Annotated in this window: 20 protein-coding genes; 8 read left to right on the forward strand and 12 right to left on the reverse strand. The window is 71.7% G+C overall.

The window, feature by feature from the left end; genetic code table 11:
* Positions 1–67 precede the first annotated feature (67 nt).
* A complete protein-coding gene (locus tag LZG04_RS22885; protein ID WP_233819964.1) occupies positions 68–1,255 on the reverse strand; it encodes an MFS transporter in 1,188 nt (395 codons plus the stop codon).
* Positions 1,256–1,322: 67 nt separating this feature from the next.
* On the reverse strand, positions 1,323–2,021 hold the full coding sequence (locus LZG04_RS22890; protein ID WP_233819965.1) for an EcsC family protein: 699 nt from the start codon (positions 2,019–2,021) through the stop codon (positions 1,323–1,325).
* 48 nt (positions 2,022–2,069) lie between these two features.
* Between LZG04_RS22890 and LZG04_RS22895 the strand changes: the two genes are divergently transcribed.
* Positions 2,070–3,149 carry a Vms1/Ankzf1 family peptidyl-tRNA hydrolase gene (locus tag LZG04_RS22895; protein WP_233819966.1) on the forward strand — a complete coding sequence of 360 codons (1,080 nt, stop codon included), beginning with the start codon at positions 2,070–2,072 and terminating at the stop codon, positions 3,147–3,149.
* 55 nt (positions 3,150–3,204) lie between these two features.
* On the opposite strand, the gene LZG04_RS22900 is transcribed toward LZG04_RS22895, so the two are convergent.
* From LZG04_RS22900 to LZG04_RS22915, 4 genes are all read right to left on the reverse strand, one after another.
* Entirely contained in the window at positions 3,205–4,053 is an 849-nt protein-coding gene (locus tag LZG04_RS22900; RefSeq protein ID WP_233819967.1) for an amino acid ABC transporter permease, read from the reverse strand.
* Positions 4,050–4,724 carry an amino acid ABC transporter permease gene (locus LZG04_RS22905; RefSeq protein WP_233819968.1) on the reverse strand — a complete coding sequence of 225 codons (675 nt, stop codon included), beginning with the start codon at positions 4,722–4,724 and terminating at the stop codon, positions 4,050–4,052. Before LZG04_RS22905 ends, LZG04_RS22900 begins: the two co-directional genes overlap by 4 nt.
* A 79-nt stretch (positions 4,725–4,803) precedes the next feature.
* The gene (locus tag LZG04_RS22910; protein ID WP_233819970.1) at positions 4,804–5,688 is read right to left on the reverse strand and encodes a glutamate ABC transporter substrate-binding protein; all 885 of its coding nucleotides are present in this window, start codon (positions 5,686–5,688) and stop codon (positions 4,804–4,806) included.
* 62 nt (positions 5,689–5,750) lie between these two features.
* A complete protein-coding gene (locus LZG04_RS22915; RefSeq protein ID WP_233820407.1) occupies positions 5,751–6,479 on the reverse strand; it encodes an amino acid ABC transporter ATP-binding protein in 729 nt (242 codons plus the stop codon).
* A gap of 162 nt (positions 6,480–6,641) precedes the next feature.
* Here LZG04_RS22915 and LZG04_RS22920 point away from each other — a divergent pair, with 162 nt between their 5' ends.
* Complete coding sequence (locus LZG04_RS22920; protein WP_233819972.1) at positions 6,642–7,313, forward strand: response regulator transcription factor; 672 nt, start codon at positions 6,642–6,644, stop codon at positions 7,311–7,313.
* A complete protein-coding gene (locus LZG04_RS22925; RefSeq protein WP_233819974.1) occupies positions 7,314–8,693 on the forward strand; it encodes a HAMP domain-containing sensor histidine kinase in 1,380 nt (459 codons plus the stop codon).
* 93 nt (positions 8,694–8,786) lie between these two features.
* Here LZG04_RS22925 and LZG04_RS22930 read toward each other — a convergent pair whose 3' ends face one another.
* Both LZG04_RS22930 and LZG04_RS22935 read right to left on the reverse strand, forming a co-directional pair.
* On the reverse strand, positions 8,787–9,800 hold the full coding sequence (locus LZG04_RS22930; protein ID WP_233819975.1) for a beta-propeller fold lactonase family protein: 1,014 nt from the start codon (positions 9,798–9,800) through the stop codon (positions 8,787–8,789).
* A gap of 174 nt (positions 9,801–9,974) precedes the next feature.
* On the reverse strand, positions 9,975–10,922 hold the full coding sequence (locus tag LZG04_RS22935) for a TAXI family TRAP transporter solute-binding subunit (RefSeq protein ID WP_233819976.1): 948 nt from the start codon (positions 10,920–10,922) through the stop codon (positions 9,975–9,977).
* Positions 10,923–10,979: 57 nt separating this feature from the next.
* On the opposite strand from LZG04_RS22935, the gene miaB reads away from it, so the two are divergent.
* Together miaB and LZG04_RS22945 are read left to right on the forward strand one after the other, a co-directional pair.
* Complete coding sequence (gene miaB, locus LZG04_RS22940; protein WP_233819982.1) at positions 10,980–12,449, forward strand: tRNA (N6-isopentenyl adenosine(37)-C2)-methylthiotransferase MiaB; 1,470 nt, start codon at positions 10,980–10,982, stop codon at positions 12,447–12,449.
* Entirely contained in the window at positions 12,446–12,922 is a 477-nt protein-coding gene (locus tag LZG04_RS22945) for a hypothetical protein (RefSeq protein WP_233819985.1), read from the forward strand. The genes miaB and LZG04_RS22945 overlap by 4 nt, the downstream gene beginning before the upstream one ends.
* Before the next feature lie 282 nt (positions 12,923–13,204).
* Here LZG04_RS22945 and LZG04_RS22950 read toward each other — a convergent pair whose 3' ends face one another.
* A complete protein-coding gene (locus LZG04_RS22950; RefSeq protein WP_233819986.1) occupies positions 13,205–14,539 on the reverse strand; it encodes a DUF349 domain-containing protein in 1,335 nt (444 codons plus the stop codon).
* Between the two features lie 185 nt (positions 14,540–14,724).
* Here LZG04_RS22950 and LZG04_RS22955 point away from each other — a divergent pair, with 185 nt between their 5' ends.
* From LZG04_RS22955 to dapF, 3 genes are all read left to right on the forward strand, one after another.
* A complete protein-coding gene (locus tag LZG04_RS22955) occupies positions 14,725–15,426 on the forward strand; it encodes a class III extradiol dioxygenase subunit B-like domain-containing protein (RefSeq protein ID WP_233819987.1) in 702 nt (233 codons plus the stop codon).
* A gap of 151 nt (positions 15,427–15,577) precedes the next feature.
* Positions 15,578–16,480 carry a tRNA (adenosine(37)-N6)-dimethylallyltransferase MiaA gene (gene miaA / locus LZG04_RS22960; RefSeq protein ID WP_233819988.1) on the forward strand — a complete coding sequence of 301 codons (903 nt, stop codon included), beginning with the start codon at positions 15,578–15,580 and terminating at the stop codon, positions 16,478–16,480.
* A 10-nt stretch (positions 16,481–16,490) separates the two neighbouring features.
* Positions 16,491–17,297 carry a diaminopimelate epimerase gene (dapF, locus tag LZG04_RS22965; protein ID WP_233819989.1) on the forward strand — a complete coding sequence of 269 codons (807 nt, stop codon included), beginning with the start codon at positions 16,491–16,493 and terminating at the stop codon, positions 17,295–17,297.
* Here dapF and LZG04_RS22970 read toward each other — a convergent pair.
* The 3 genes from LZG04_RS22970 to LZG04_RS22980 are packed head-to-tail and all read right to left on the reverse strand — an operon-like array spanning position 17,294 to position 20,575.
* A complete protein-coding gene (locus LZG04_RS22970) occupies positions 17,294–18,151 on the reverse strand; it encodes an SMP-30/gluconolactonase/LRE family protein (protein ID WP_233819990.1) in 858 nt (285 codons plus the stop codon). The genes dapF and LZG04_RS22970 overlap by 4 nt on opposite strands.
* Positions 18,152–18,162: 11 nt before the next feature.
* A complete protein-coding gene (locus LZG04_RS22975) occupies positions 18,163–19,377 on the reverse strand; it encodes an MFS transporter (RefSeq protein WP_233819991.1) in 1,215 nt (404 codons plus the stop codon).
* On the reverse strand, positions 19,358–20,575 hold the full coding sequence (locus LZG04_RS22980) for an MFS transporter (protein ID WP_233819996.1): 1,218 nt from the start codon (positions 20,573–20,575) through the stop codon (positions 19,358–19,360). Before LZG04_RS22980 ends, LZG04_RS22975 begins: the two co-directional genes overlap by 20 nt.
* Positions 20,576–20,643 lie beyond the last annotated feature (68 nt).

Genomic DNA, 20,643 nt, shown 5'->3' on the forward strand with positions numbered 1-20,643 from the left:
TGCGGCGCTGGAGGAAGAGATCCTCAGAGGTAGATCTGGAAGAACATGGTCGAGACCGTAGCGCGGTTCACGCCGCGACGCCAACTGTTTTCGGGCGCGCCCGCCGCGACCACGCCACGGCGGGCGTCATGGCCAGCGCCGCGGCGAGGAACAGCGCGCCGAGCACGAGCCAGCCCACCGCTCCCCCGCCCAGCACCAGGGTGGTGAGCAGCAGCGGCCCGACCGTGCGCGCGACTGCCGTGCCCGTGCCGTAGAACCCCTGGTACTGGCCCTGCTTGTCGGCCGGCGCGAGACCGAACCCGATCTCCCACGAGCCCGCGCCGTGCAGCATCTCGCCGACGACCTGGACGCCCGCCGCACCCACGAGCACCACCACCGCCGCCCAATCGGGTACACCTGCCGACAACGCGAACACCGCGCAGGACGCGAGCAACAACACCCCACCGCGCCGCACCGAGCGCGTCGCCGTGCGCAGGTCGGTGACGCCGCGGGCCAGCCGCACCTGCCCGACCACCACCGCGCCCGTGTTGAGCGCGAAGAGCAGGCCGACGACCCACTTGGGTGCGGCGGTGCGTTCGGCGACCCACAGCGGCACGACCAGGCTCAGCATCGGCATGTAGAGCAGCAGGACCGAGTTCAGCAACGCCACCAGCGCGTACGGCCGGTCCCGCAGCACGCCGAGCCGACCCGTCCGGGCGACGCCCGCCACCTCCGGCACCCGGCCCAGCACCACCGCCGCGACCGCGAACCCGAGCGCGTCCACCGCGAACACCACCAGGTACGCCGCCGCCGTGTCCACGTGCAGCGCGAGCCCGCCCACCCCCGCACCCACGGCCAACCCGGCGTTGACCACGGACTGCAACGCGGCCCGCACCCGCGTCCGCCGCCCGGGCTCGACCAGCCCCGACAGCAACGCCTGCCGCGCCGCGGCCAACCCGCACTGGCCGCACGCGTACGCGCACGCGGCCGCCAGGAAGGCCCAGAACGACCGGACCACCAGGAACGACGCCAACGCGCCCGCCGTGACGACGGCCAACCCGACCGCCACGCGCCTCGGCCCGACCCGGTCGGCGAGGTGGCCCAACGCGACCCCGACCACCGCGCCGACCGCCCACGCCACCGTCAACGCCACCCCGACCCGCGTGGCCGACAGGCCCACGACCCGGGTGAAGTAGAGCGCCGAGCACACGTAGAACGCGCCGTCACCCACCGAGTTGGCCGCCTGGGCGATCGCCAGCACCTTCGTCGTCCCCATGGACGTCACGCTAGGTGGCCGATTGGCCCACGCTAAGGTCCAAGTTCAGGCCGATCCGTTGGGCCAATCAGTCGCTGACGTCGACGACCTCGCCCTCGATCACGGTGCCCTCCACGACCGCGGGCAGCTCTTCGCGCTCGGTGAAGAAGCGGGCGGCGAAAGCGCCCACCGCGCGGGTCGTGACGGCGTCGAACGTGCCGCCGATCACCCCGCCCACGATCGGTACGCCCTTGGCCAGCGTCACGGTCGCCTTGGTGGTGCCGTACTTGGCCAGCAGGGTGAAGCCGACGCGCTTGTTGATCTCGCGGATGAGCTGGGCGGGGATGCGCTCGATCAGGTTCATGGTGAGCTTGGCGCCCACCTTGATGCCCGCCTTCTTCAGCACCTCGGTCCCCGCGTTGCCCAGCAGGCACACCAGGATCGCCGTCTGCACCTCGTCGCTGTCGAGGTCGTGGCCGTGCACGGCGGCGATCGACGCGATCAGGTGGGTCTGCACGAGGTAGGAGGCGGTCAGGTTCGCCGGCAGCGTCACCGGCAACGTGATCAGGCCGCCGATGTTGGTGGCGAAACCCTGCACCCCGGCCGCCGCCACGTGCGTGCGGATCAGGTGCTTGATCGCCTCCTCCGGTGTCAGGCCCTTGTCCAGCGCCTCCGCGGCCATCTGCCGCGCGCCCTTGAACGGTCCGAACCCGTTGATCCCCACCTTGAGCAGGTGGTCAACGGCGTTCTGCTGCACCCTGGTGATCGCACCCGGTTCGTCCACCATGCCCCCGAGGTTACGCGGCGCGCGAGCGGGTAGCCGAGGCCAATGGACATGTCTTCGTTGGGAGAGCTGGTCAGGCAACGCGGCCCGTTCGCGTCGGTCTACCTGGACGCCTCGCACGACACCGAGGACGCGGCCAAGGCCATGGAGCTGCGCTGGCGCGGTGCGCGCGAGGAGCTGGCCCGGCAGGGCGCGGACGACGCGACGCTGGACGCGGTGCAGGAAGCGGTGTTGACGCCCGTGCCGGGCAAGTCCGGCCGGGCCTTGATCGCGGCGCACGGCAGGCTGCTGCTGGACCGGGTGCTGCCGCGCCCGCCCGCGGTGGAGGCGGTGCGCTGGTCGGACCTGCCGCTGCTGCTGCCGCTGGCCTCGTCATTGCAGGCGGACGTGCCCCACGTGGTCGTCCTGGCGGACAAGGTCGGCGCGGACCTGCACGGCTACGACGGCCAGGGCGAGGTCTCCGCAGAGGTGCGCGGCGAGGACCACCCGGTGCACAAGGTCCGCGGCGGCGGGTGGTCGCACCTGCGGATGCAGCACTCGGTCGAGGAGAACACCAAGCGCAACGCCGCCCTCGTCGCCGAGGAGGTCGACAAGCTGGTGACCCGCCTCAACGCCCGGCTGCTGATCCTGGGCGGCGAGGTGCAGGCGCGCAAGGGCGTGAAGGAGGAGCTGAGCACGCGGTGCCGTGACGTGCTGATCGAGGTCGAGGGCGCGAGCCTGGGCGGCGGCGCGGACGACGAGGCGTTCGACAACGCCGTGCAGGCGCTGGTCGCCCAGTACCAGGCCGACCTCGACAACGACGTGCTGGAGGAGTTCACCGCCGAGGCCAACCGCTCGGGCGGCCGGGCGGTGCAGGGCCTGCAGCCGGTGGTGGAGGCGCTGCGCGAGGCCAACGTGGCCGCGCTGCTGGTGGCCGACCCGGCGTTGGGCGACCGCACGGTGTGGTCCGGCGAGGACCCGGCCCAGGTGGCGCTGCGCGAGTCGGAGCTGCGCGGGCTGGGCATCGAACGGCCCGAGCGGCACCGGGCGGACGAGGCGCTGGCCATCGCCGCCGCCGCGACCGGCGCACAACTGCTGGTCACCGACAACGCCTCGCTGTTCGAGGGCGTCGGCGCGCTGCTGCGCCACTAGCCCGTGCCCACCGGTTCGCGCCGCGCTCGACGCAGGCGAGCGCGGCGCGAACCCGTCAGACGGCGGCGGCGACGACGTCCTCGGCCGGCTTCTGGGCCAGCTCGATGACCTTCTTGTCGCGCCGGTTGCGCTTCTCCAAGTAGGTAGCCAGCCACGTGAGCAGCAGGCACATCGCGATGTACATCGCGGCCACCACGATCGTGACGGGGACCAGCGGGCGGCCGAACTCGAAGATGCTGCCCACGTACCGGGCGTAGCGCAGCAGCTCCTCGTAGGTGATGAGGAAGCCGAGCGCGGTGTCCTTGAGCAGCACGACGAGCTGGCTGATGATCGCCGGCAGCATCGCCCGCACCGCCTGCGGCAGCAGCACGTAGTTCATGACCTGCGTCTTGCGCATCCCCACCGCGTAGGCGGCCTCGCTCTGCCCGCGGGGCAGCGACAGCACGCCGGCGCGGAACACCTCGGCCAGCACCGAGCCGTTGTAGAGGGTCAGGCCGAGCACCACCGAGTAGAACGGCGCGCCCAGGGACACGCCGTAGTGGAACACGAAGATCAGCACGACCAGCGGCACGGCCCGGAACAGCTCGACGACCACCATCGACGGCACGCGGATGACCTTGTGGTCCGACAACTGGCCCGCGGCGAAGATCGCGCCGAACAGCAGGGCCAGCACCGCGCCCGCGGCGAACGCCTTGATCGTGTTCAGCAACGCGTCGAGCAGGTCGATCTGGACCTTCTCGTACTGGATCCAGGTCCACTTCTGGCTGTCGAACTGACCGCTCTCGGCGAAGCGGTAGACCACGAAGGCGATCAGGGCGACGAGCACGGCGACGCCGAGGACGGCGTACAGGCGGTGGCGCAGCCGGGCCCGCGGCCCGGGGACGTCGAACAGGACCGAGCTCATCGGGCGATGCTCCACCGCTTCTCGAGGCTGCGTTGCAGCAGGGTCATGGGGATCACGAGCACCACGAAGAACGCCGCGACCCACAGCAGGCCGATCAGCTGGTTCTCGCCGCGCTCGGCCAGGTTGGCGCTGATGGAGCCCGCCTGGAACACCGAGAAGCCCGCCGCGATGGTGGTGTTCTTCAGCAGGGCGATCATCGTGCTCATCATCGGCGGGACGACCGCGCGGGTGGCCTGCGGCAGCACCACGGACGCGAGCATCTGGCCGAACGTCAGCCCCAGCGCGCGGGACGCCTCGGCCTGGCCCACCGGCACGGTGTTGATGCCCGACCGCACGACCTCGCAGACGAACGCCGCCGTGTAGAGGATCAGCGCGGCGAGCGCGGCGGTGAAGTAGTAGCCGGACGCGGAACCGCCGAACGTCTCCGCGTCCACGATCTTGAGCAGCGGGAACGCGAAGGCGAAGAAGAAGAACACCAGGGTCAGCGGGGTGTTGCGGACGATCGTCACGTACGCGGCGCCCATGGCCCGCATCACGGGGACCGGCGCGACCCGCAGCATCGCCAGGATCGTCCCCAACACCAGCGACCCGACCGCGGAGATCAGGAACAGCTCGACGGTGTTGAGGAACCCGGGCCCGTACAGGTCGAGGTTGTCGAGCAGGACGTCCATCGGCTTCCTCGGCTAGGTGGGGTGGTGCGGTGTGGTGCGGCCGGCCGCCGGAGCACCGACGGCCGGCCGCGACGCGCGATCAGTAGCGGTCGAGCACGGGCTTCTCGGCCGTGGAGCCCGACTTGCCCAGGGTGGCTTCGTAGGCCTTCTGCCAGTCACCGCCGTCGAGGGCGGCCTGCAGGATGTCGTTGACCTTGTCGCGCAGCGCCTTGTCGTCCTTCGGCAGGCCGATGCCGTACGGCTCGTTCGAGAACGGCTTGCCGACGACCTTCAGCGTGGTCGGCGACTGCGAGGCGTAGCCCTTCAGGATCGCGTCGTCGGTGGTGACGGCGTTGACGGCGCCCTGCTCCAGCTGCTCGACGCACTGCGAGTAGTTCTGCAGCTCGACGATGTTCTCCGGCTCGGTCAGGCCCTCCGACTTGACCTTCTGGATCGGCGTGGAGCCGGTCACCGAGCAGACCTTCTTGCCCTTGAGCGCGTCCTTGCCGGTGATCGAGTTGTCGTCCTTCTTCACCAGCAGGTCCTGGCCGGCGGTGAAGTACGGGCCGGCGAACGCGACCTGCTCCTTGCGCTTGGCGTTGATCGTGTAGGTGCCGACGTAGTAGTCCACGTCACCGTTGATCAGGGCCTGCTCGCGGCCGGCGGACGGGATCGCCTTGAAGTCGATCTTGTCGTCGCCGTAGCCGAGCTTGGCGGCGACCAGCTTCGCGATCTCGATGTCGAAGCCGGTGAACTTGCCGCTGGTCGGGTCCTTGTAGCCCAGGCCCGGCTGGTCCTCCTTGACGCCGATGACGACCCGACCGCGGGCCTTGATCTTGTCGAACGTCGGCGAACCGTCGACCTTCACGTCGGCGGCGACCTGCTGCGAGGGCGAACCGGTGTCGCCGGGGCCACCCTCCTTGCCGCATGCCGTCAGGGCGAGGCCGCCGGCCAGCAGCGCCACCGCAAGGGTGCGAACCCTCATCGTCCTTCTCCTGCTCTTGTTCGGTAGAGCGGCGCCAGGCTCAGCGCCGCGGTCGTGGGACTTCAGTGGGTCAGGATCTTGCCAAGGAAGTCCTTCGCGCGGTTGGACTTCGGCGCGGAGAAGAACGCCTCCGGCGTCGAGTCCTCGACGACCTCGCCGTCGGACATGAAGATGACCCGGTCCGCGGCCTTGCGGGCGAAGCCCATCTCGTGGGTCACCACGAGCATGGTCATGCCCTCCTTGGCCAGCGTCGTCATCACGTCCAGCACCTCCTGGACCATCTCGGGGTCCAGCGCGGAGGTCGGCTCGTCGAACAGCATCACCTTGGGCCGCATCGCCAGGGCGCGGGCGATCGCCGCGCGCTGCTGCTGCCCGCCCGAGAGCTGGGCGGGGTACTTCTCCGCCTGGTTCGCGATGCCGACCCGCTCCAGCAGCTCCATGGCCGTCTTGCGGGCCTGGGCCGCCGGGGTCTTGCGGACCTTCACCGGCGCCAGCATCACGTTGTCGACGATGCTCTTGTGGGCGAACAGGTTGAACGACTGGAACACCATGCCCACGTCGGCCCGCAGCCGGGCGAGCTCCTTGCCCTCGGCGGGCAGCGGCTGGCCGTCCACCTCGATGACACCGGACTCGATCGGCTCCAGGCGGTTGATCGTGCGGCACAGCGTGGACTTGCCCGAGCCCGACGGCCCGAGCACCACGACGACCTGCCCCTTCGGCACCTCCAGCGACACGTTCTTGAGCACGTGCAGGGGTCCGAAGAACTTGTCCACGCCCGCCATCCGGATCATCGGCGGAGCAGGAGTGGCGGCGGTCATCAGTCCTCCAGTAGGGGTTCCTGAGCGATGGCGGGAAACCTAGGTGTGAATCACCACACCAGTCCAGGCGGTTGAGCAAGACTTAGGGTCTCAACTCTGTCACAGGGTGGCGACACTTATCGGGGAGGCTCCACGGTGCGGGTGCTGTTGGTCGAGGACGACGACCGGGTGGCAGAAGCGCTGGTACCCGCGCTGACGCGGCGTGGATTCACGGTGGACCGGCAGGCGACCGGTCGGGGGACACTCGATCGGCTGACGGGGGTCGACGTCGTGTTGCTCGACCTGGGCCTGCCCGATGTGGACGGTGTCACGCTGTGCCGGCACATCCGCGCGGCCAGCGACGTGGCCATCATCGTCGTGTCGGCCCGCGGCGAGATCGACGACCGCATCCTCGGCCTGCACGCCGGGGCCGACGACTACCTGGTCAAGCCGTACGACGTGGGCGAGCTGGTGGCCCGCGTGCACGCGGTGCGGCGGCGGCGCGGCGACCCGGTCGGGGTCGGCGGCACGGGCACCGAGGTGTTCGAGGTCGCCGACGTGCGGGTCGACCTGGCCCGGCACGAGGTCACCGTGGCGGGTGAACCCGTGGCGCTCTCGCGCAAGGAGTTCCAGGTGCTGGCGCTGGTCGTGGCGGCGGGTGGCGCGGTGTGCACCCGGGAGCGCATCCTGGCCGAGGTGTGGGGGCGCACCTGGGCGGGGGCCAACCGGACCCTGGACGTGCACGTGGCCACGTTGCGGACCAAGCTCGGGCGCCCTTCGTTGTTGGAGACGGTGCGCGGTGTCGGGTACCGGTTGAGCGGGGGCTGAGTGCGGGCGCGGCTGCTGGGCATCGTGTTGACGTTGGTCGTGCTGGTGCTGCTCGGCCTCGGCGTCCCCTTGGGCCGGGGCATGGCCCAGGCCGAGCAGCAGGAGATGTTCCTCGACCGGCTCACCGACACCACCCGGTTCGCCTCGGTGGCGCAGCGGCCGTTCATCGACGACCAGCCCGAGGTGCTCAAGCCCGAGCTGCGCCGCTACTACGAGCTGTACGGCATCCGGGTGGCCCTGCTGGGGCGCGACGGACAGGTGGTCGCGGCCTCCTCGGACGACGTGGACGTGTCGGCACCCGAGGTGGCCGACCTGGTGCGCGGCGCGCTGGCGGGTCGTCAACCGGTCGCGCCGGAGCTGGTCATGCCGTGGGAGTCGACCGAGCTGGTGCTGGCCGAGCCGGTGCTGGAGGCGGGCGAGGTCCGGGGCGCGGTGGTGACGTTCTCGCCGACGTCGAAGACCCGCGGCGAGGTGCTGCTGTGGTGGTCGGTGCTGCTCGCGGGCAGCCTGCTGGTGCTCGCGCTGGGCGTGTTCGTGGCGCTGCCGCTGGTCCGGTGGACGTTGCGGCCCGTGCGCCGGTTGGACGACGCGACCGGGCGGCTGCTGGCGGCCGTGGTGTCGGGGCAGCCGGTGCAGCCGGTCGGCTCGTCCGACGGCCCGCCGGAGCTGCGCCAGCTGTCGCGGTCGTTCGACCAGATGGCGGCCAACGTGGGCGACGTGCTGGCCGCGCAGCGGGCGTTCGTCGCCGACGCCTCGCACCAGCTGCGCAACCCGTTGACCGCGCTGAAGCTGCGTCTGTCCAATTTGGAGGACCACGTGGTCGGCGAGGGCGCGGCCCACCAGGCGGCCGCGCTGGACGAGGCCAACCGGCTCAACCGGATCCTGGACGAGCTGCTGTCGATGGCGCGGGCCGGCGCCCCGTCGGTCGACCCGGTGCCGGTGGACGTCGACCGGGCCGTGGCCGGCCGCCTGTCGGCGTGGCAGCCCGCCGCCGCGGCCCGCGGGGTGCACCTCGTGCTCGACGGCGAGCCCGGCGGCACGGCGCTGGTGCCGCCGCGCGGCGTGGAGACCGTGCTCGACGCGCTGCTGGACAACGCGCTGAAGTTCACCTCCGACGGCACGCTCGTGCGCGTCGACGTGCGGCGGCGCGACGGCGTCGTGCGGCTGTCGGTGCAGGACGAGGGACCGGGCCTGGCCCCCGACGAGCTGGACCGCGCCACGGACCGGTTCTGGCGCAGCCCGGCCCACCAGAACGTGCAGGGCTCCGGCCTCGGGCTGGCGCTCGTGCGGCAGATCGTGGAACGGGTGGACGGCTCCGTGCGGCTGGAGTCGCCGGCGGAGGGCGGCCTGCGCGTGACCGTCGAGTTCCCCGCCGCCTGACCACCGGAATTCCCGACGCCGAATGCGACGAAAATCCGCATTTCCTCGCCGAGCCATTTCGCCTCACCCGGGCGGTGAATGGCGGCAACCCCATCACGACGTCACGGCCACTCCTTCGGGTTGCTTGCCGACCGCGAACGGGTCGGCCGGTTTCCCGCTCTTCGCGTCTATGACGGACACGGTCCCCGAGCCGGTGTTGGTCACGAACACGAAGCTGTCGTCCGGAGCCGCGGCGGAACCCTCCGGCAGGCGCTGCACCTTGACCACGTCGATCGGTTTGCCGCCCGGCCCGAGAATGCTCACCGTGCCGGAACCGGTGTTGGCCACGTGGACCCGACCACCGGGCGTGACCGAGACGCCCAGGGGCGCGTTGCCGACCCGGGTGGTCTCGATCGGTCGATTGCCGCCGGTGTCGATCACGGTCACGGTGTCGTCGCCGGTGTTCGCCACGTAGAGCCGGTTGCCGTCGACGGAGATCGCGATGCCCGACGGGAAGACCCCGACCGGGATGGTGGCGATCGGCGCGTTGGTCGCGGTGTCGATGACCGTGACGCTGTCCGCGCCGTTGTTGGTCACGTAGACCCGCGAGCCGTCCGGGTCGGCCACGGCGCTGTGCGGGAACTTCCCGACCGGGATGGTCGTCACCGGCGCGTTGGTCGCGGTGTCGACGACCGTGACGCTGTCCGAGCCGAAGTTCGTCACGTAGGCGTGCGTGGGGGTGACCGCGACGCCGAACGGATTGGCCCCGACGGGCACGGTGGCGACCACCGCGAGGGTCCGGGTGTCGATCACGGAAACGGTGTTCGAGGACTCGTTGGTGACGTAGACGCGGTGCCCCGAGGGGTGCGCGCCGACCCCGGCCGGGTAATCGCCCACACCGATGGTGGCGGTCACCTTGCCCAGGCGGGTGTCGTACACGGTGACGTTGTCGGAACCGCTGTTCGCGACGAATACCTGGACCCTGGTCGGCCATCGCGGTGAGGCGTCGAAACCGGTGCCCGCCACTACGGCGAGCACCACCACGACCACCCCGATCCGGGGGATTCGACTCGTTCGAGTGATGGGTGGAGAAAACGCTGCGCGAATGCGCGCGCGTACCGACTTCACGGACATGAGCTCCCCGCATCGGTGCTTGTGGATCGATCGCCGGCCGTCGCTGCTCAGCGCTTGTCATCACCGTAACGGCCCAGCGCCCGACAATGCGCCGGAAACGAGCCCTTGACCCCGACTTGGGCGAGCGTCCACGCGTGGGGTTTCCACCGTCGGAATGACGCGGAGAAGTCAAACCTTCACATCGCGGTAATAGCGCATCGCGCCGGGGTGCAGCTCGATCGGCGTCGTCTCGATCGCCGAGCGGACCTCTATCGACCTGGCCACCGGGCTCGCCGCGACCAGCGCCGGCTGCGCTTGGAACAGACCTCTGACCAGGGCCTCCGCCACGTCGTCCGACATCGTGTCGTTGACCAGGAGGAAGTTGCGCACCACGAGGGTGACGACCGGGCCGCCTTCGAGCCGGTAGGCCGACGCGGGCAGGGTCGCCGAGCCGTACACCGGGTAGCGCTCGCGCAGCTTCGGCAGCACGTCACCGAGGTCGAGCATCCGGACCTTCACCGTCGTGGCCAGGTCGGTGACCGCGTCCGTCGGCACACCGCCGGACCAGAAGAACGCGTCCAACGCGCCGGCCCGCATCGCCTCCACGCTGGTCGGCAGGTCCATGTACTGGACCTTGAGGTCCGCCTCCGGCGAGATCTCCGCCGACTCCAGCAGCCGTTGCGCGATGAGCCACACGCCGGAGTCACGCGCGCCCACGCTCACCCGAAGGCCCTTCAGGTCCGCGAGCTTGGTCGCCGGCAGGTCGTCCCGCACGATCAGCTGGAGGTAGTCGTCGTGCATCCGGGCCAGCGCGTACAGCTTGTGCCCGCCGTCGGCCTTCTGCTTCTCCTCCGCCGCGTCGGCCGCCGAGAACCCGACCTGCGCCTGGTTGGCCCGCAGCCGGTCGAGGTTGTCCACCGAGCCCGCCGTGTTCGCCACCTGCGGGCGGGGGATGCCCGGCTCCCGGGTCCAGGCGTCGGCCAGGGCCACGCCCAGCTTGTGGTAGACCCCGCCGGGGCTGCCCGCCGCCATGGTCAGCTTGACCTGGTCCAGGTCGTCGCCGCACGCCGTCAACGACAGGGTGGCCAGGGCCAATGCGGCCCCGACCGCGTGCAACCGCAGGAGCGTTCCCGACACCTGCGCATCGTCGCACGTCCACGCTCTACGCTGGACCCGACGGAAGGACTAGGTGCAGTGACTCGCAGTTACCAGATCCGCACGTTCGGCTGCCAGATGAACGTGCACGACTCCGAGCGCCTGGCCGGCATGTTGGAGGACGCGGGCTACACGCCCGCCGAAGGCGACGCCACGCCGGACGTCGTCGTGTTCAACACCTGCGCCGTGCGGGAGAACGCCGACAACAAGCTGTACGGCACGCTCGGCCACCTCGCGCCCGCCAAGTCCGCGAACCCCGACATGCAGATCGCCGTCGGCGGCTGCCTCGCGCAGAAGGACCAGGGCGAGATCGTCAAGCGCGCGCCGTGGGTGGACGTGGTCTTCGGCACGCACAACATCGGCTCGCTGCCGGTGCTGCTCGAACGCGCCCGGCACAACCGCGAGGCCCAGGTCGAGATCCTCGACTCGCTGGAGACCTTCCCCTCCACGCTGCCCGCCCGCCGCGACTCGGCCTACTCCGGCTGGGTGTCGGTGTCCGTCGGCTGCAACAACACGTGCACGTTCTGCATCGTCCCGTCGCTGCGCGGCAAGGAGAAGGACCGCCGTCCCGGCGAGGTGCTGGCCGAGGTCCAGGCGCTCGTCGACGAGGGCGTGCTGGAGGTGACCCTCCTCGGCCAGAACGTGAACTCCTACGGCGTCGAGTTCGGCGACCGCTACGCGTTCGGCAAGCTGCTGCGCGCCACGGGCGCCATCGAGGGCCTGGAACGCGTGCGCTTCACCTCGCCCCACCCGAAGGACTTCACCGACGACGTCATCGCCGCCATGGCCGAGACGCCCGCCGTGTGCCACTCCCTGCACATGCCGCTGCAGTCGGGCTCGGACCGCGTGCTCAAGGAGATGCGCCGCTCCTACCGGACCACCAAGTACCTGTCCATCCTGGACAACGTCCGCGCGGCCATGCCCGACGCGGCCATCACCACCGACATCATCGTGGGCTTCCCCGGCGAGACCGAGGAGGACTTCCAAGCCACTTTGGACGTCGTCCGCGAGGCCCGCTTCTCGTCGGCGTTCACGTTCCAGTACTCCAAGCGCCCCGGCACGCCCGCCGCCGACCTGCCCGACCAACTGCCCAAGCAGGTCGTCCAGGAGCGCTACGACCGCCTGGTCACCCTGGTCAACGAGATCGCCCACGAGCTGAACCGCGAGCAGGTGGGCCGCAAGGTCGAACTGCTGGTCGCCTCCGGCGAGGGCCGCAAGGACTTCGAGACCCACCGGATGACGGGCCGCGCCCGCGACGGCCGCCTGGTCCACTTCACCCCCGGCGACACCCACGTCCGCCCGGGCGACGTGGTGGAAACCGTCGTGACCTACGGCGCACCGCACAACCTGATCGCCGACGGCCCCCTGCTGTCCCACCGCCGAACCAAGGCAGGCGACCGCTCGGAGGCGGGCCTGAAGCCGAAGACACCGGGCGTCACCCTGGGCCTGCCGTCGTTCGGCAAGCCCACCCCCCTGCCCGCTCCGGTCGGCGGGTGCGCGGTCGGATGAGCGAGAACGACCCGGACGACCTCGCCGGCCTGCGCGAGGAGATCGACAACGTCGGCCGTTCGGCCGCCCGGCGCTTCGACCCGGGCGCGGGCGCGCTGACCATCGCCATCGCCGCCCTGGCGATCCTCGTGTCCCTGATCCTGCCGTGGGTCGACGGCATCCAGGGCCTGAACATCCTCTTCGGCCAAGGCCAGGGCCTACCCCGACTCTTCGCCTACGCCGCCGTCCTGGTGGGCGTCCTGCTCCCCGCCCTGACCCTCACCCTCCGCCGCTGGGCCCTGGCCTGGATCTGCGCCCTGGCCTCGTTCGCCACCTCGGTAGCCGGCGTCCTGTCCATCTGGACCACCCAAACGACCACGGGCCACCACCCGGGCCCAGGCCCGGGCCTCGGCCTCATCCTCGCCGTCATCGCCGCAGTGGTCCTCCTGATCAAGTGGATGAAACTGGCCGCCTCCCGCCCCCCAATGCAGTAAGAGGCCCACCCACCCACAACGGACCCGCCACCCCACCGCAGAGGCCCGATTTGACATGGGTTCGGGTGCTTTAGGCTGGTCGAAGCCAGCAGGCCTGGCGGGACGCTTTTCCCCGCCGGGCCTGCCGGCTTTGGCCTGCCTGGAGTGCCCGTAAGGGCCCCATGTCAAATCGAGCCGTACTCTCCCCCCGGCCTTCACCTCAGCACTTGACCTGGAAACGAGTCAGGGCGGACCCGGAACCACCCGACCCCGCCCTGCCCGAACCACCAGCCCTACCGGCTGTTACCGGCTGGCCACCGCCTGCTCGGCCGCCGCCAACCACTCACGCCACTGCTTGGCCTGCGCCTCCGCCTGCTCGGCCCGCCGCTTGTCCCCGGCCGACCTCGCCTTCGCGGCCTGGGCCTCGAACTGCTCCACCCGCTCGCGGAACTGCGCGACCCGTGCCTCGGCCTCGGGGTCCGACCGACGCCACTGCGCGTCCACCGCCCCGCGCACCCGCTCCTCGATCGAGCGGAGCTTTCCCTCCAGCTCCCGGACCCGCTCGCGCGGCACCTTGCCGATCGCGTCCCACCGCTCCTGGATCTTGTACAGCTGCTGCCGCGCAGCCTCCAGGTCCACCGACGGGTCGATCCGCTCGGCCTCGGCGAGCAGTTCCTCCTTCAGCTTCGCGTTGGCCGCGAACTCGGCGTCACGCTCGCTGAACGCCTCCGACCGCTTGGCGAAGAACGCGTCCTGCGCGGCGCGGAACCGCTGCCACAACGCGTCGTCGGCCTCCTTGGGCGCACGCCCGGCGGCCTTCCACTCGACCATCAGCTCCTTGTACCGACCGGCCGTGGGACCCCAGTCGTCGGACTCGACGAGCTTCTCGGCCTCTTCGACCAGCTCCTGCTTGCGGTTCTTGGCGACGCTGCGCTGCCGGTCGAGGTCCGCGAAGTGCGACCCGCGCCGGCGGTTGAACGCGTCACGCGCCTTGGAGAACCGCCGCCACAGCTGCTCGTCGGTCTTGCGGTCGACGCCCCGGATGGTCTTCCACTCGTCCAGGATGGCCCGCAGCCGGTCGCCCGCCGCCTTCCACTGCGTCGACTCGTTGGCCAGCACCTCGGCTTCCTCGACCAGCTCGAGCTTGCGCGCGCCCGCCGCCGCCCGTGCCTCGTCCTTGGCGGCCTTGGCGGCCTCCAGGCCCTTCTCGGCCAGCGCCAGCACGTACTCGACGCGCGCGGCCAGCGCGGCGAGGTCGCCGACCACCGCCGCGTCGGCGAGGCTCTCCTGGACGTGCTTCGCGCTGGTCAGCGCGTGCTTGGGGTCGCCCGCGCCGGAGGACAGCCGCGTCACCAGCAGCTCGACCTCGGTGCGGATGTCGTCGAACCGGCGCGCGAAGTGCGCCAGGCCCTCGGCGGGCTCGCCCGCCTGCCAGGAACCGACGACCCGCTCGCCGTCGGCCGTCTTGACGTAGACGGTGCCGTCCTCGTCCACGCGCCCCCAGCGGTCAGGGTGGTCCGACGCCACGGGGACCGCCGGTGGCGCCACGACCGGCGTCGTTTCCACCAGGGTCTCCTCGACCACCGCCCCCGCACCACTGTCGCCAGTGGTTCCCGGTGTCGTCTCGTGCTCCGTCATCGCCGGCTTCCTCCTCGCCTGCCCACTTCGTGGTGCCCGTGCCGACCACGGGCGCCCCGCCTACGACGGGGCCCAGCACCCGAGTACCGCGACGCTCCCTAAGAGTGCCCAGTACCTCGCGCGCATTCAAACAGGTCAAGGCTCGCATCGGTACCGGTGGTGGCCGATGAGTAGCGTGGACTGCCATGATCTCGCGCCTGGTGGTCGTGCCGCACCCTCCGCTGCTGGTGCCCGAACTGGTCTCCGGAGCCGTCACGGACACCGAGCCGGTGCGCTCGGCGTGCCTGGCCGCGGCCCGGGACCTGGCCTCCCACTCCCCGGACTGGGTGGCCGTCGCCGTCGACCCGTCCGGTCCGCGGCTGGTCGAGGGCGTCACGGGCACGTTCCGCGGCTTCGGGGTGGACGTGCGGGTCTCCCTGACCGACCACGCCTCACCAGCGGCCCCCGCCTCACCGGCAGCGGACGACCTGCCCCTCCCCGTCCTGATCGCCGCGTGGCTGCGCGAACAGGCCGGCGCACGCTCCGTCCGCGTCCACCTCGTCCCACCGGACCTGCCGACCTCCGCCTGCGCCGCCCTCGGCGGACGACTGGCCGGTTCACCCGCGCTGCTGGTCCTCGGCGACGGCTCCCACCGGCACGGCGACCAGGCCGTGGGCCGCCCCGACGACCGCGCCGAACCGTTCGACTCCGACGTCCACAAGGCCCTGGCCACCGCCGACACCGCCGCCCTGAGCGCCCTCGACCCCGCCCTGGCCGCCGAGCTGGGCGCGCAGGGCCGGGCCGCCTGGCAGGTCGCCGCCGCCGTCCCCGGCGCGTGGCGCTGCACTCGATCGACCTTCCTCGCCCCCTTCGGCGTCGGCTACCACGTCGCCGTCTGGGACGCCTGACCGGCAGCCAGGCCGCTCGACGGGGCAGCCGGGCCCTTCAGCACGCGACCGGACCCCCCACCACGCAGCCAGACCCCCACCACGCAGCCGGCCCTCTTGACAAGCAGCCGGCCCGCCCGAACCGCGACCCGCGTCTGGAAGGCTTGCGCACGTGAACACCCCCATCGCCGTCGTCGGCCCCACCGCCACCGGCAAGTCGGACCTGGCCGTGCGCCTGGCCGTCGAACTGAACGGCGAGGTGGTCAACGCCGACGCGATGCAGCTCTACCGGGGCATGGACATCGGCACGGCCAAGATCACCGAACCCGAGCGCCACGGCATCCCCCACCACCTGCTCGACGTCCTCGACGTGACCGAGACCGCCTCCGTCGCCGCCTACCAGCGCGAAGCGCGGGCCACCGTCGAACGGCTCCTCGCCGCCGACCGCACCCCGGTCCTGGTGGGCGGCTCGGGCCTGTACGTGCAGGCCGTGCTGGACGACCTGGTGTTCCCCGGCACGGACGAGAAGATCCGCACCCAGCTCGAGCACGAGCTGTCGATCTTCGGCTCGGAGACCCTGCACGGCAGGCTGGCGCAGCTCGACCCGGCCGCCGCCCTGGCGATCCTGCCCAGCAACGGCCGTCGCGTGGTCCGCGCGCTGGAAGTGATCGAGCTGACCGGGCAGCCGTTCTCCGCCACCCTGCCCAAACCCGGCCCCGCCCGCTACGGCACGGTGCTCATCGGCCTGGACCGGGACGTGCCCGAACTGGACGAGCGCGTCGACGCCCGCGTCACGCGCATGTTCGACCAGGGCCTGGTGGACGAGGTGCGCGACCTGGAAGCACGCGGCCTGCGCGACGGCCGCACGGCGTCCCGCGCGCTGGGCTACCAGCAGGTGCTGGCCGCGTTCGACGGCGAGTGCTCGATCGAGGAGGCCGCGGCGGCGACCGCGCAGGCCACCCGCCGGTTCGTCCGCAAGCAGCGGTCGTGGTTCCGGCGCGACCGGCGCGTGACGTGGTTCGACGCCGGCTCGCCCACCCTGGCCGACGAGGTGCTCGCGCTGGTCGCACCGTAGCCTGGTGCCCGTGGGAGTCGAGTTTCTGAAGGGCCACGGCACCGAGAACGACTTCGTGGTGCTGCCCGACCCGGACGGCGTGCTGGACCTGACCGAGTCGCGGGTGCGCGCGCTGTGCGACCGGCGGCGCGGCCTGGGCGCGGACGGCGTGCTGCGGGTCGTGCGGCCCGACTTCGGCCCGTGGTTCATGGACTACCGCAACGCCGACGGCTCGATCGCCGAGATGTGCGGCAACGGCGTGCGCGTGTTCGCGAAGTACCTGGTCGAGGCCGAGCTGATGCCCGCGGGCGAGTTCACCGTGGGCACGCGGGCGGGCGAACGCCCGGTCGTCGTGCACGACGACGGCTCGGTGACCGTGGACATGGGCCGCGTGCTGGTCACCGGCACGGGCACGGCCACGGTCGGCGGCAGCGCGTTCGGCGGTGTCGCGGTGGACGTCGGCAACCCGCACCTGGCCTGCGTGACCGACGTGCCGGTCTCGGAGCTCGACCTGAAGCTGCCGCCCGGCCACGACCCGGTGCAGTTCCCGCACGGCGTGAACGTCGAGTTCATCAACGTCGTGGACGAGGGCGCCCTGCGCATGCGCGTGCACGAGCGCGGCGTGGGCGAGACCCGCTCGTGCGGCACGGGCACCGTCGCCTCGGTGGCGTCGTGGCTGTACGGGGCGGGCCGGCGCACCGGCAAGGCCACTGTGGACGTCCTGGGTGGACAGGTGTCCGTGGTGATCGAGGAGGACGGCTCCACGCTCACCGGCCCGGCCGTGCTGCTGGCCCGCGGCGAGCTCGACCAGACCTGGTGGGACGCGCTCGGGGACTAGAGCCCGAACACCTCCAGCTTCCCCAGCCGCGCCCGCGACACCACCTCGGGCTGCGACGACGGCGCGGTGCAGCACACCAACTGGTCGTCCACGATCGCGACGGCGAAGCAGTTCTGGCTGGTCTCGACCTTCCGGGTGATCTCGCCGCCCTCCTCCACCCGGAACACGAACGGCTGGAGCGCGGGCGCGACCCACACGCCGCCGTCGGCGTCCACCGCGATGCCGTCCGGTGCGATGAAGTGCTCGCGCAGCGACGCGAACACCCGCCGGCCGGACAACGTGCCGTCGTCGGCCACGTCGAACGCCGTCAACCCGAACGCCAGCGTCTCGGCGATCACCAGCCGCCCGTCGGGCAGCAGCCCGGTGCCGTTCGGGAACCTCAGGTCCTGCGCCGCCACCTCGACCGATCCGTCCGGCCTGACCAGCGCCAACGGCGTGGTGGGCGCGACCCAGTCCGGCTGGAGCATCGGCGCCTCGCCGCCCGCCGCGATGGCCGCGTGCAGGTCGAAGCCGAAGTTGCCGACGTACGCGCGGCCGTGCGGGTCGACCAGCATGTCGTTGGCGTGGAAGGTCGCGATCCCGCCCAGGTCGGCGTGCTCGACCAGTGCGCCGTCCTCCTGCCGGAGCACCTTGCGGTCCCGCATCGACACCACGAGCAGCCGCCCGTCGGGCAGCCAGCCCAGCCCGGACGGCTGCTGCGGCACCTCGCAGACGACCTCCTGCTCACCCGTGCCCAGGTCGAGCGCGCGAACCTCGTGGTCGTAGAAGTCGGAGTACCACAGCCGCCCGTCGGGGCCCTGCCGCGGACCTTCGCCGAACCGGAGACCTTCGCGCAGCACGGTCGTGTCAGCCATGCCGGTCGAGGCTAGTGATCCACCGGCAGGTCCCGCATCGACCGCAGCGGTGACAGGACGACCCAAAGGACGGACAGCACCATCCCGGCCGAGGCGACCCACACCGTGGTCCGCACGCCCACCCACTCGGCCAGCGCGCCGCCCGCCACCGCGCCCACCGGCATCGCGCCCCACGCGACGAACCGGACGCCCGCGTTCATCCGGCCGAGCAGCCGGTCCGGGCACAGCGACTGCCGCAGGCTGACCTGGGCGACGTTGTAGACCACCACCCCCGCGGCCGTGACCAGCGTGCCGATCGCGAACAACGCCACCCGCCCACCCGGTCCGGCCACCGCGACCAGCACCCACGCCGGCTGCGTGACCAGCATCGACAGCCACACCAGCCGCACCCGCCCGAGCCGTGCCAGCCGACCGGCGACCAGGCCGGCCACCGCGCCACCGGCGCTGCCGACGCCCAGCAGCACCGCCGCGGCCGTCGTGGTCACCTCCAGGTCGCGCAGCAGGAACAGCACGGTGACCGCACCCCACACCGCGTTGGTCAGGTTGAACGACGCCGTGCACAGCACCACCGGCCGCAGCAACGGGTGCCCGAACACGAACCGCAGCCCTTCCGCCATGTCCGCCCACAACGCGCGCTCACGTCGCTCCACGGCCCGTTCAGGGGTGCGCACGCCCCACAGCAGCACCGCGGACACCACGAACGACGCGCTGATCGCCAGCACGGCGTTCACGCTCCCGACCACCTGCACCAACGGCCCGCTCACCGGCCGGCCGGACAGCCGCGCCACCTGCTGCGTCGACTGGAGCCGCCCGTTCGCGCCGGTCAGCCCCTCCCGGTCGACCAGCGTCGGCAGGTACGCCTGGGACGCCACCTCGAAGAACACCGTCAGCACACCCGCGCCCAACGCCACCACCAGCAGGTGGGCGAACGCCACCCCGCCCAACCACCCCGCCACCGGCACCGTGGCCAGCAGCACCGCGCGCCCGACCGTGCTCCACGCCAGCAACGGCCGCTTGCGCGCCCGGTCCACGTAGACGCCCACCGGCAGCCCGATGAGCAGGAACGGGGCCGTGCCCGCGGCGGTCAGCAGGCCCACCTGGAACGCCGACGCGTCCAGCGCCTCGATCGCCACCACGGGCAGCACGAACGTGTAGACCGCCGTGCCGAACTGGTTGGCCGCGTCACTGCCCCAGAACAGCCGGAAGTCACGCCGTGACGGCGTCACGGTTCCTCAGCGGCGACAGCACCACCCACAGCACGGACGCCGCCTGGCACCCCATGCCCACCGCCAGCGTGGCCGTGACGCCGATGCCGCCGCCGAGCACACCGCCGACCAGCGCGCCCAGCGGCATCGCGCCCCACACGACGAACCGGATGCTCGCGTTCATCCGGCCCAGCAGGTGGTCCGGGCACAGCGACTGCCGGTAGCTGACCTGGGCGATGTTGTAGACCGTCGCCCCGTACGCCACCGCCGCCTCGCCGACCAGCACGAACACGATCCGCCAGTCCGCCGCGCCGAGCGGCACGAGCAGCCCGAGCGGCCACGTGACCAGGCCCGACAGCCAGATCACGGTGGTCTGGCCGAAGCGGGCGTTCCACCGGTTCACCGTCAGCGCGCCCAGCACGCCGCCGATGCCCGCCGAGCTGAGCACCAGGCCCACCACGCCCTCGGTCAGGCCCAGGTCGCGGACCAGGAACAGCACCAGCACGGCCCCCGCCATGCCGCCGAAGAAGTTGGCGGTGCCCGTGCAGCCCACGATCGCGCGCAGCGACCGGTGGCCGAAGACGAACCTCAGCCCCTCGGCGATCTCGTGGACCAGGCCGGGCCGGTCGGGCTTGCGGGGCGGTGGCTCCACCGTGCGGATGCGCAGCAGGAACAACGCCGAGACCAGGTAGCCGACCGCGGTGGCCAGCACGCCGAGGGCCGCGCCGACGGCCTGCGCCACCCCGCCCGCCGCGGCCGGGCCCGACACCTCCGCCACGGCCCGGCTGGCCTCCAGCTTCGAGTTGCCGTCGACGAGCTGGTCCCGGCCGACCAGGGCGGGCAGGTACGACTGGTAGGCGATGTCGAACAGGACCGTGGCCGCGCCCACCAGCAGGGCGACCACGACGAGCTGGGTGAGCGTGAGCACGCCCAGCCACCACGCCAGCGGCACGGAGAGCAGCAGCGCGGCGCGGGTGAAGTCGGCGACGAGCATCACCGGGCGGCGGCTCAGCCGGTCCACCCACACCCCGGCGGGCAGCCCGATCAGCAGGAACGCCGCCGTGCCCGCCGCCGAGAGCACGCCCATCTCGACCGGCGTGGCGGCCAGCGCGCCCACCGCGAGCAGCGGCAACACCGTGCGGCCGATCGTGGAGCCGAACTGGCTGACGGTGTCGCCCACCCACAGCAGGCGGAAGTCGCGATGAGACCAGAGGGACACGACGTGAGTCTCTCGGGAGTGATTGGAAAGTGTCAATCACTTCGTCGGGAGCCGGTCTTTATGCTGGG

The sequence above is a fragment of the Saccharothrix sp. S26 genome, assembly GCF_021390395.1.
Taxonomy (GTDB): domain Bacteria; phylum Actinomycetota; class Actinomycetes; order Mycobacteriales; family Pseudonocardiaceae; genus Actinosynnema.

Bases quoted from the DNA above. Each gene is read 5' to 3' on its own strand.
- LZG04_RS22970 (WP_233819990.1), bottom strand. From the start codon at position 18,151: ATGGCTGACACGACCGTGCTGCGCGAAGGTCTCCGGTTCGGCGAAGGT.
- LZG04_RS22905 (WP_233819968.1), bottom strand. From the start codon at position 4,724: ATGGACGTCCTGCTCGACAACCTCGACCTGTACGGGCCCGGGTTCCTC.
- LZG04_RS22945 (WP_233819985.1), top strand. From the start codon at position 12,446: ATGAGCGAGAACGACCCGGACGACCTCGCCGGCCTGCGCGAGGAGATC.
- LZG04_RS22885 (WP_233819964.1), bottom strand. From the start codon at position 1,255: ATGGGGACGACGAAGGTGCTGGCGATCGCCCAGGCGGCCAACTCGGTG.
- LZG04_RS22910 (WP_233819970.1), bottom strand. From the start codon at position 5,688: ATGAGGGTTCGCACCCTTGCGGTGGCGCTGCTGGCCGGCGGCCTCGCC.
- LZG04_RS22955 (WP_233819987.1), top strand. From the start codon at position 14,725: ATGATCTCGCGCCTGGTGGTCGTGCCGCACCCTCCGCTGCTGGTGCCC.
- LZG04_RS22950 (WP_233819986.1), bottom strand. From the start codon at position 14,539: ATGACGGAGCACGAGACGACACCGGGAACCACTGGCGACAGTGGTGCG.
- LZG04_RS22900 (WP_233819967.1), bottom strand. From the start codon at position 4,053: ATGAGCTCGGTCCTGTTCGACGTCCCCGGGCCGCGGGCCCGGCTGCGC.
- LZG04_RS22895 (WP_233819966.1), top strand. From the start codon at position 2,070: ATGTCTTCGTTGGGAGAGCTGGTCAGGCAACGCGGCCCGTTCGCGTCG.
- LZG04_RS22890 (WP_233819965.1), bottom strand. From the start codon at position 2,021: ATGGTGGACGAACCGGGTGCGATCACCAGGGTGCAGCAGAACGCCGTT.
- LZG04_RS22915 (WP_233820407.1), bottom strand. From the start codon at position 6,479: ATGATCCGGATGGCGGGCGTGGACAAGTTCTTCGGACCCCTGCACGTG.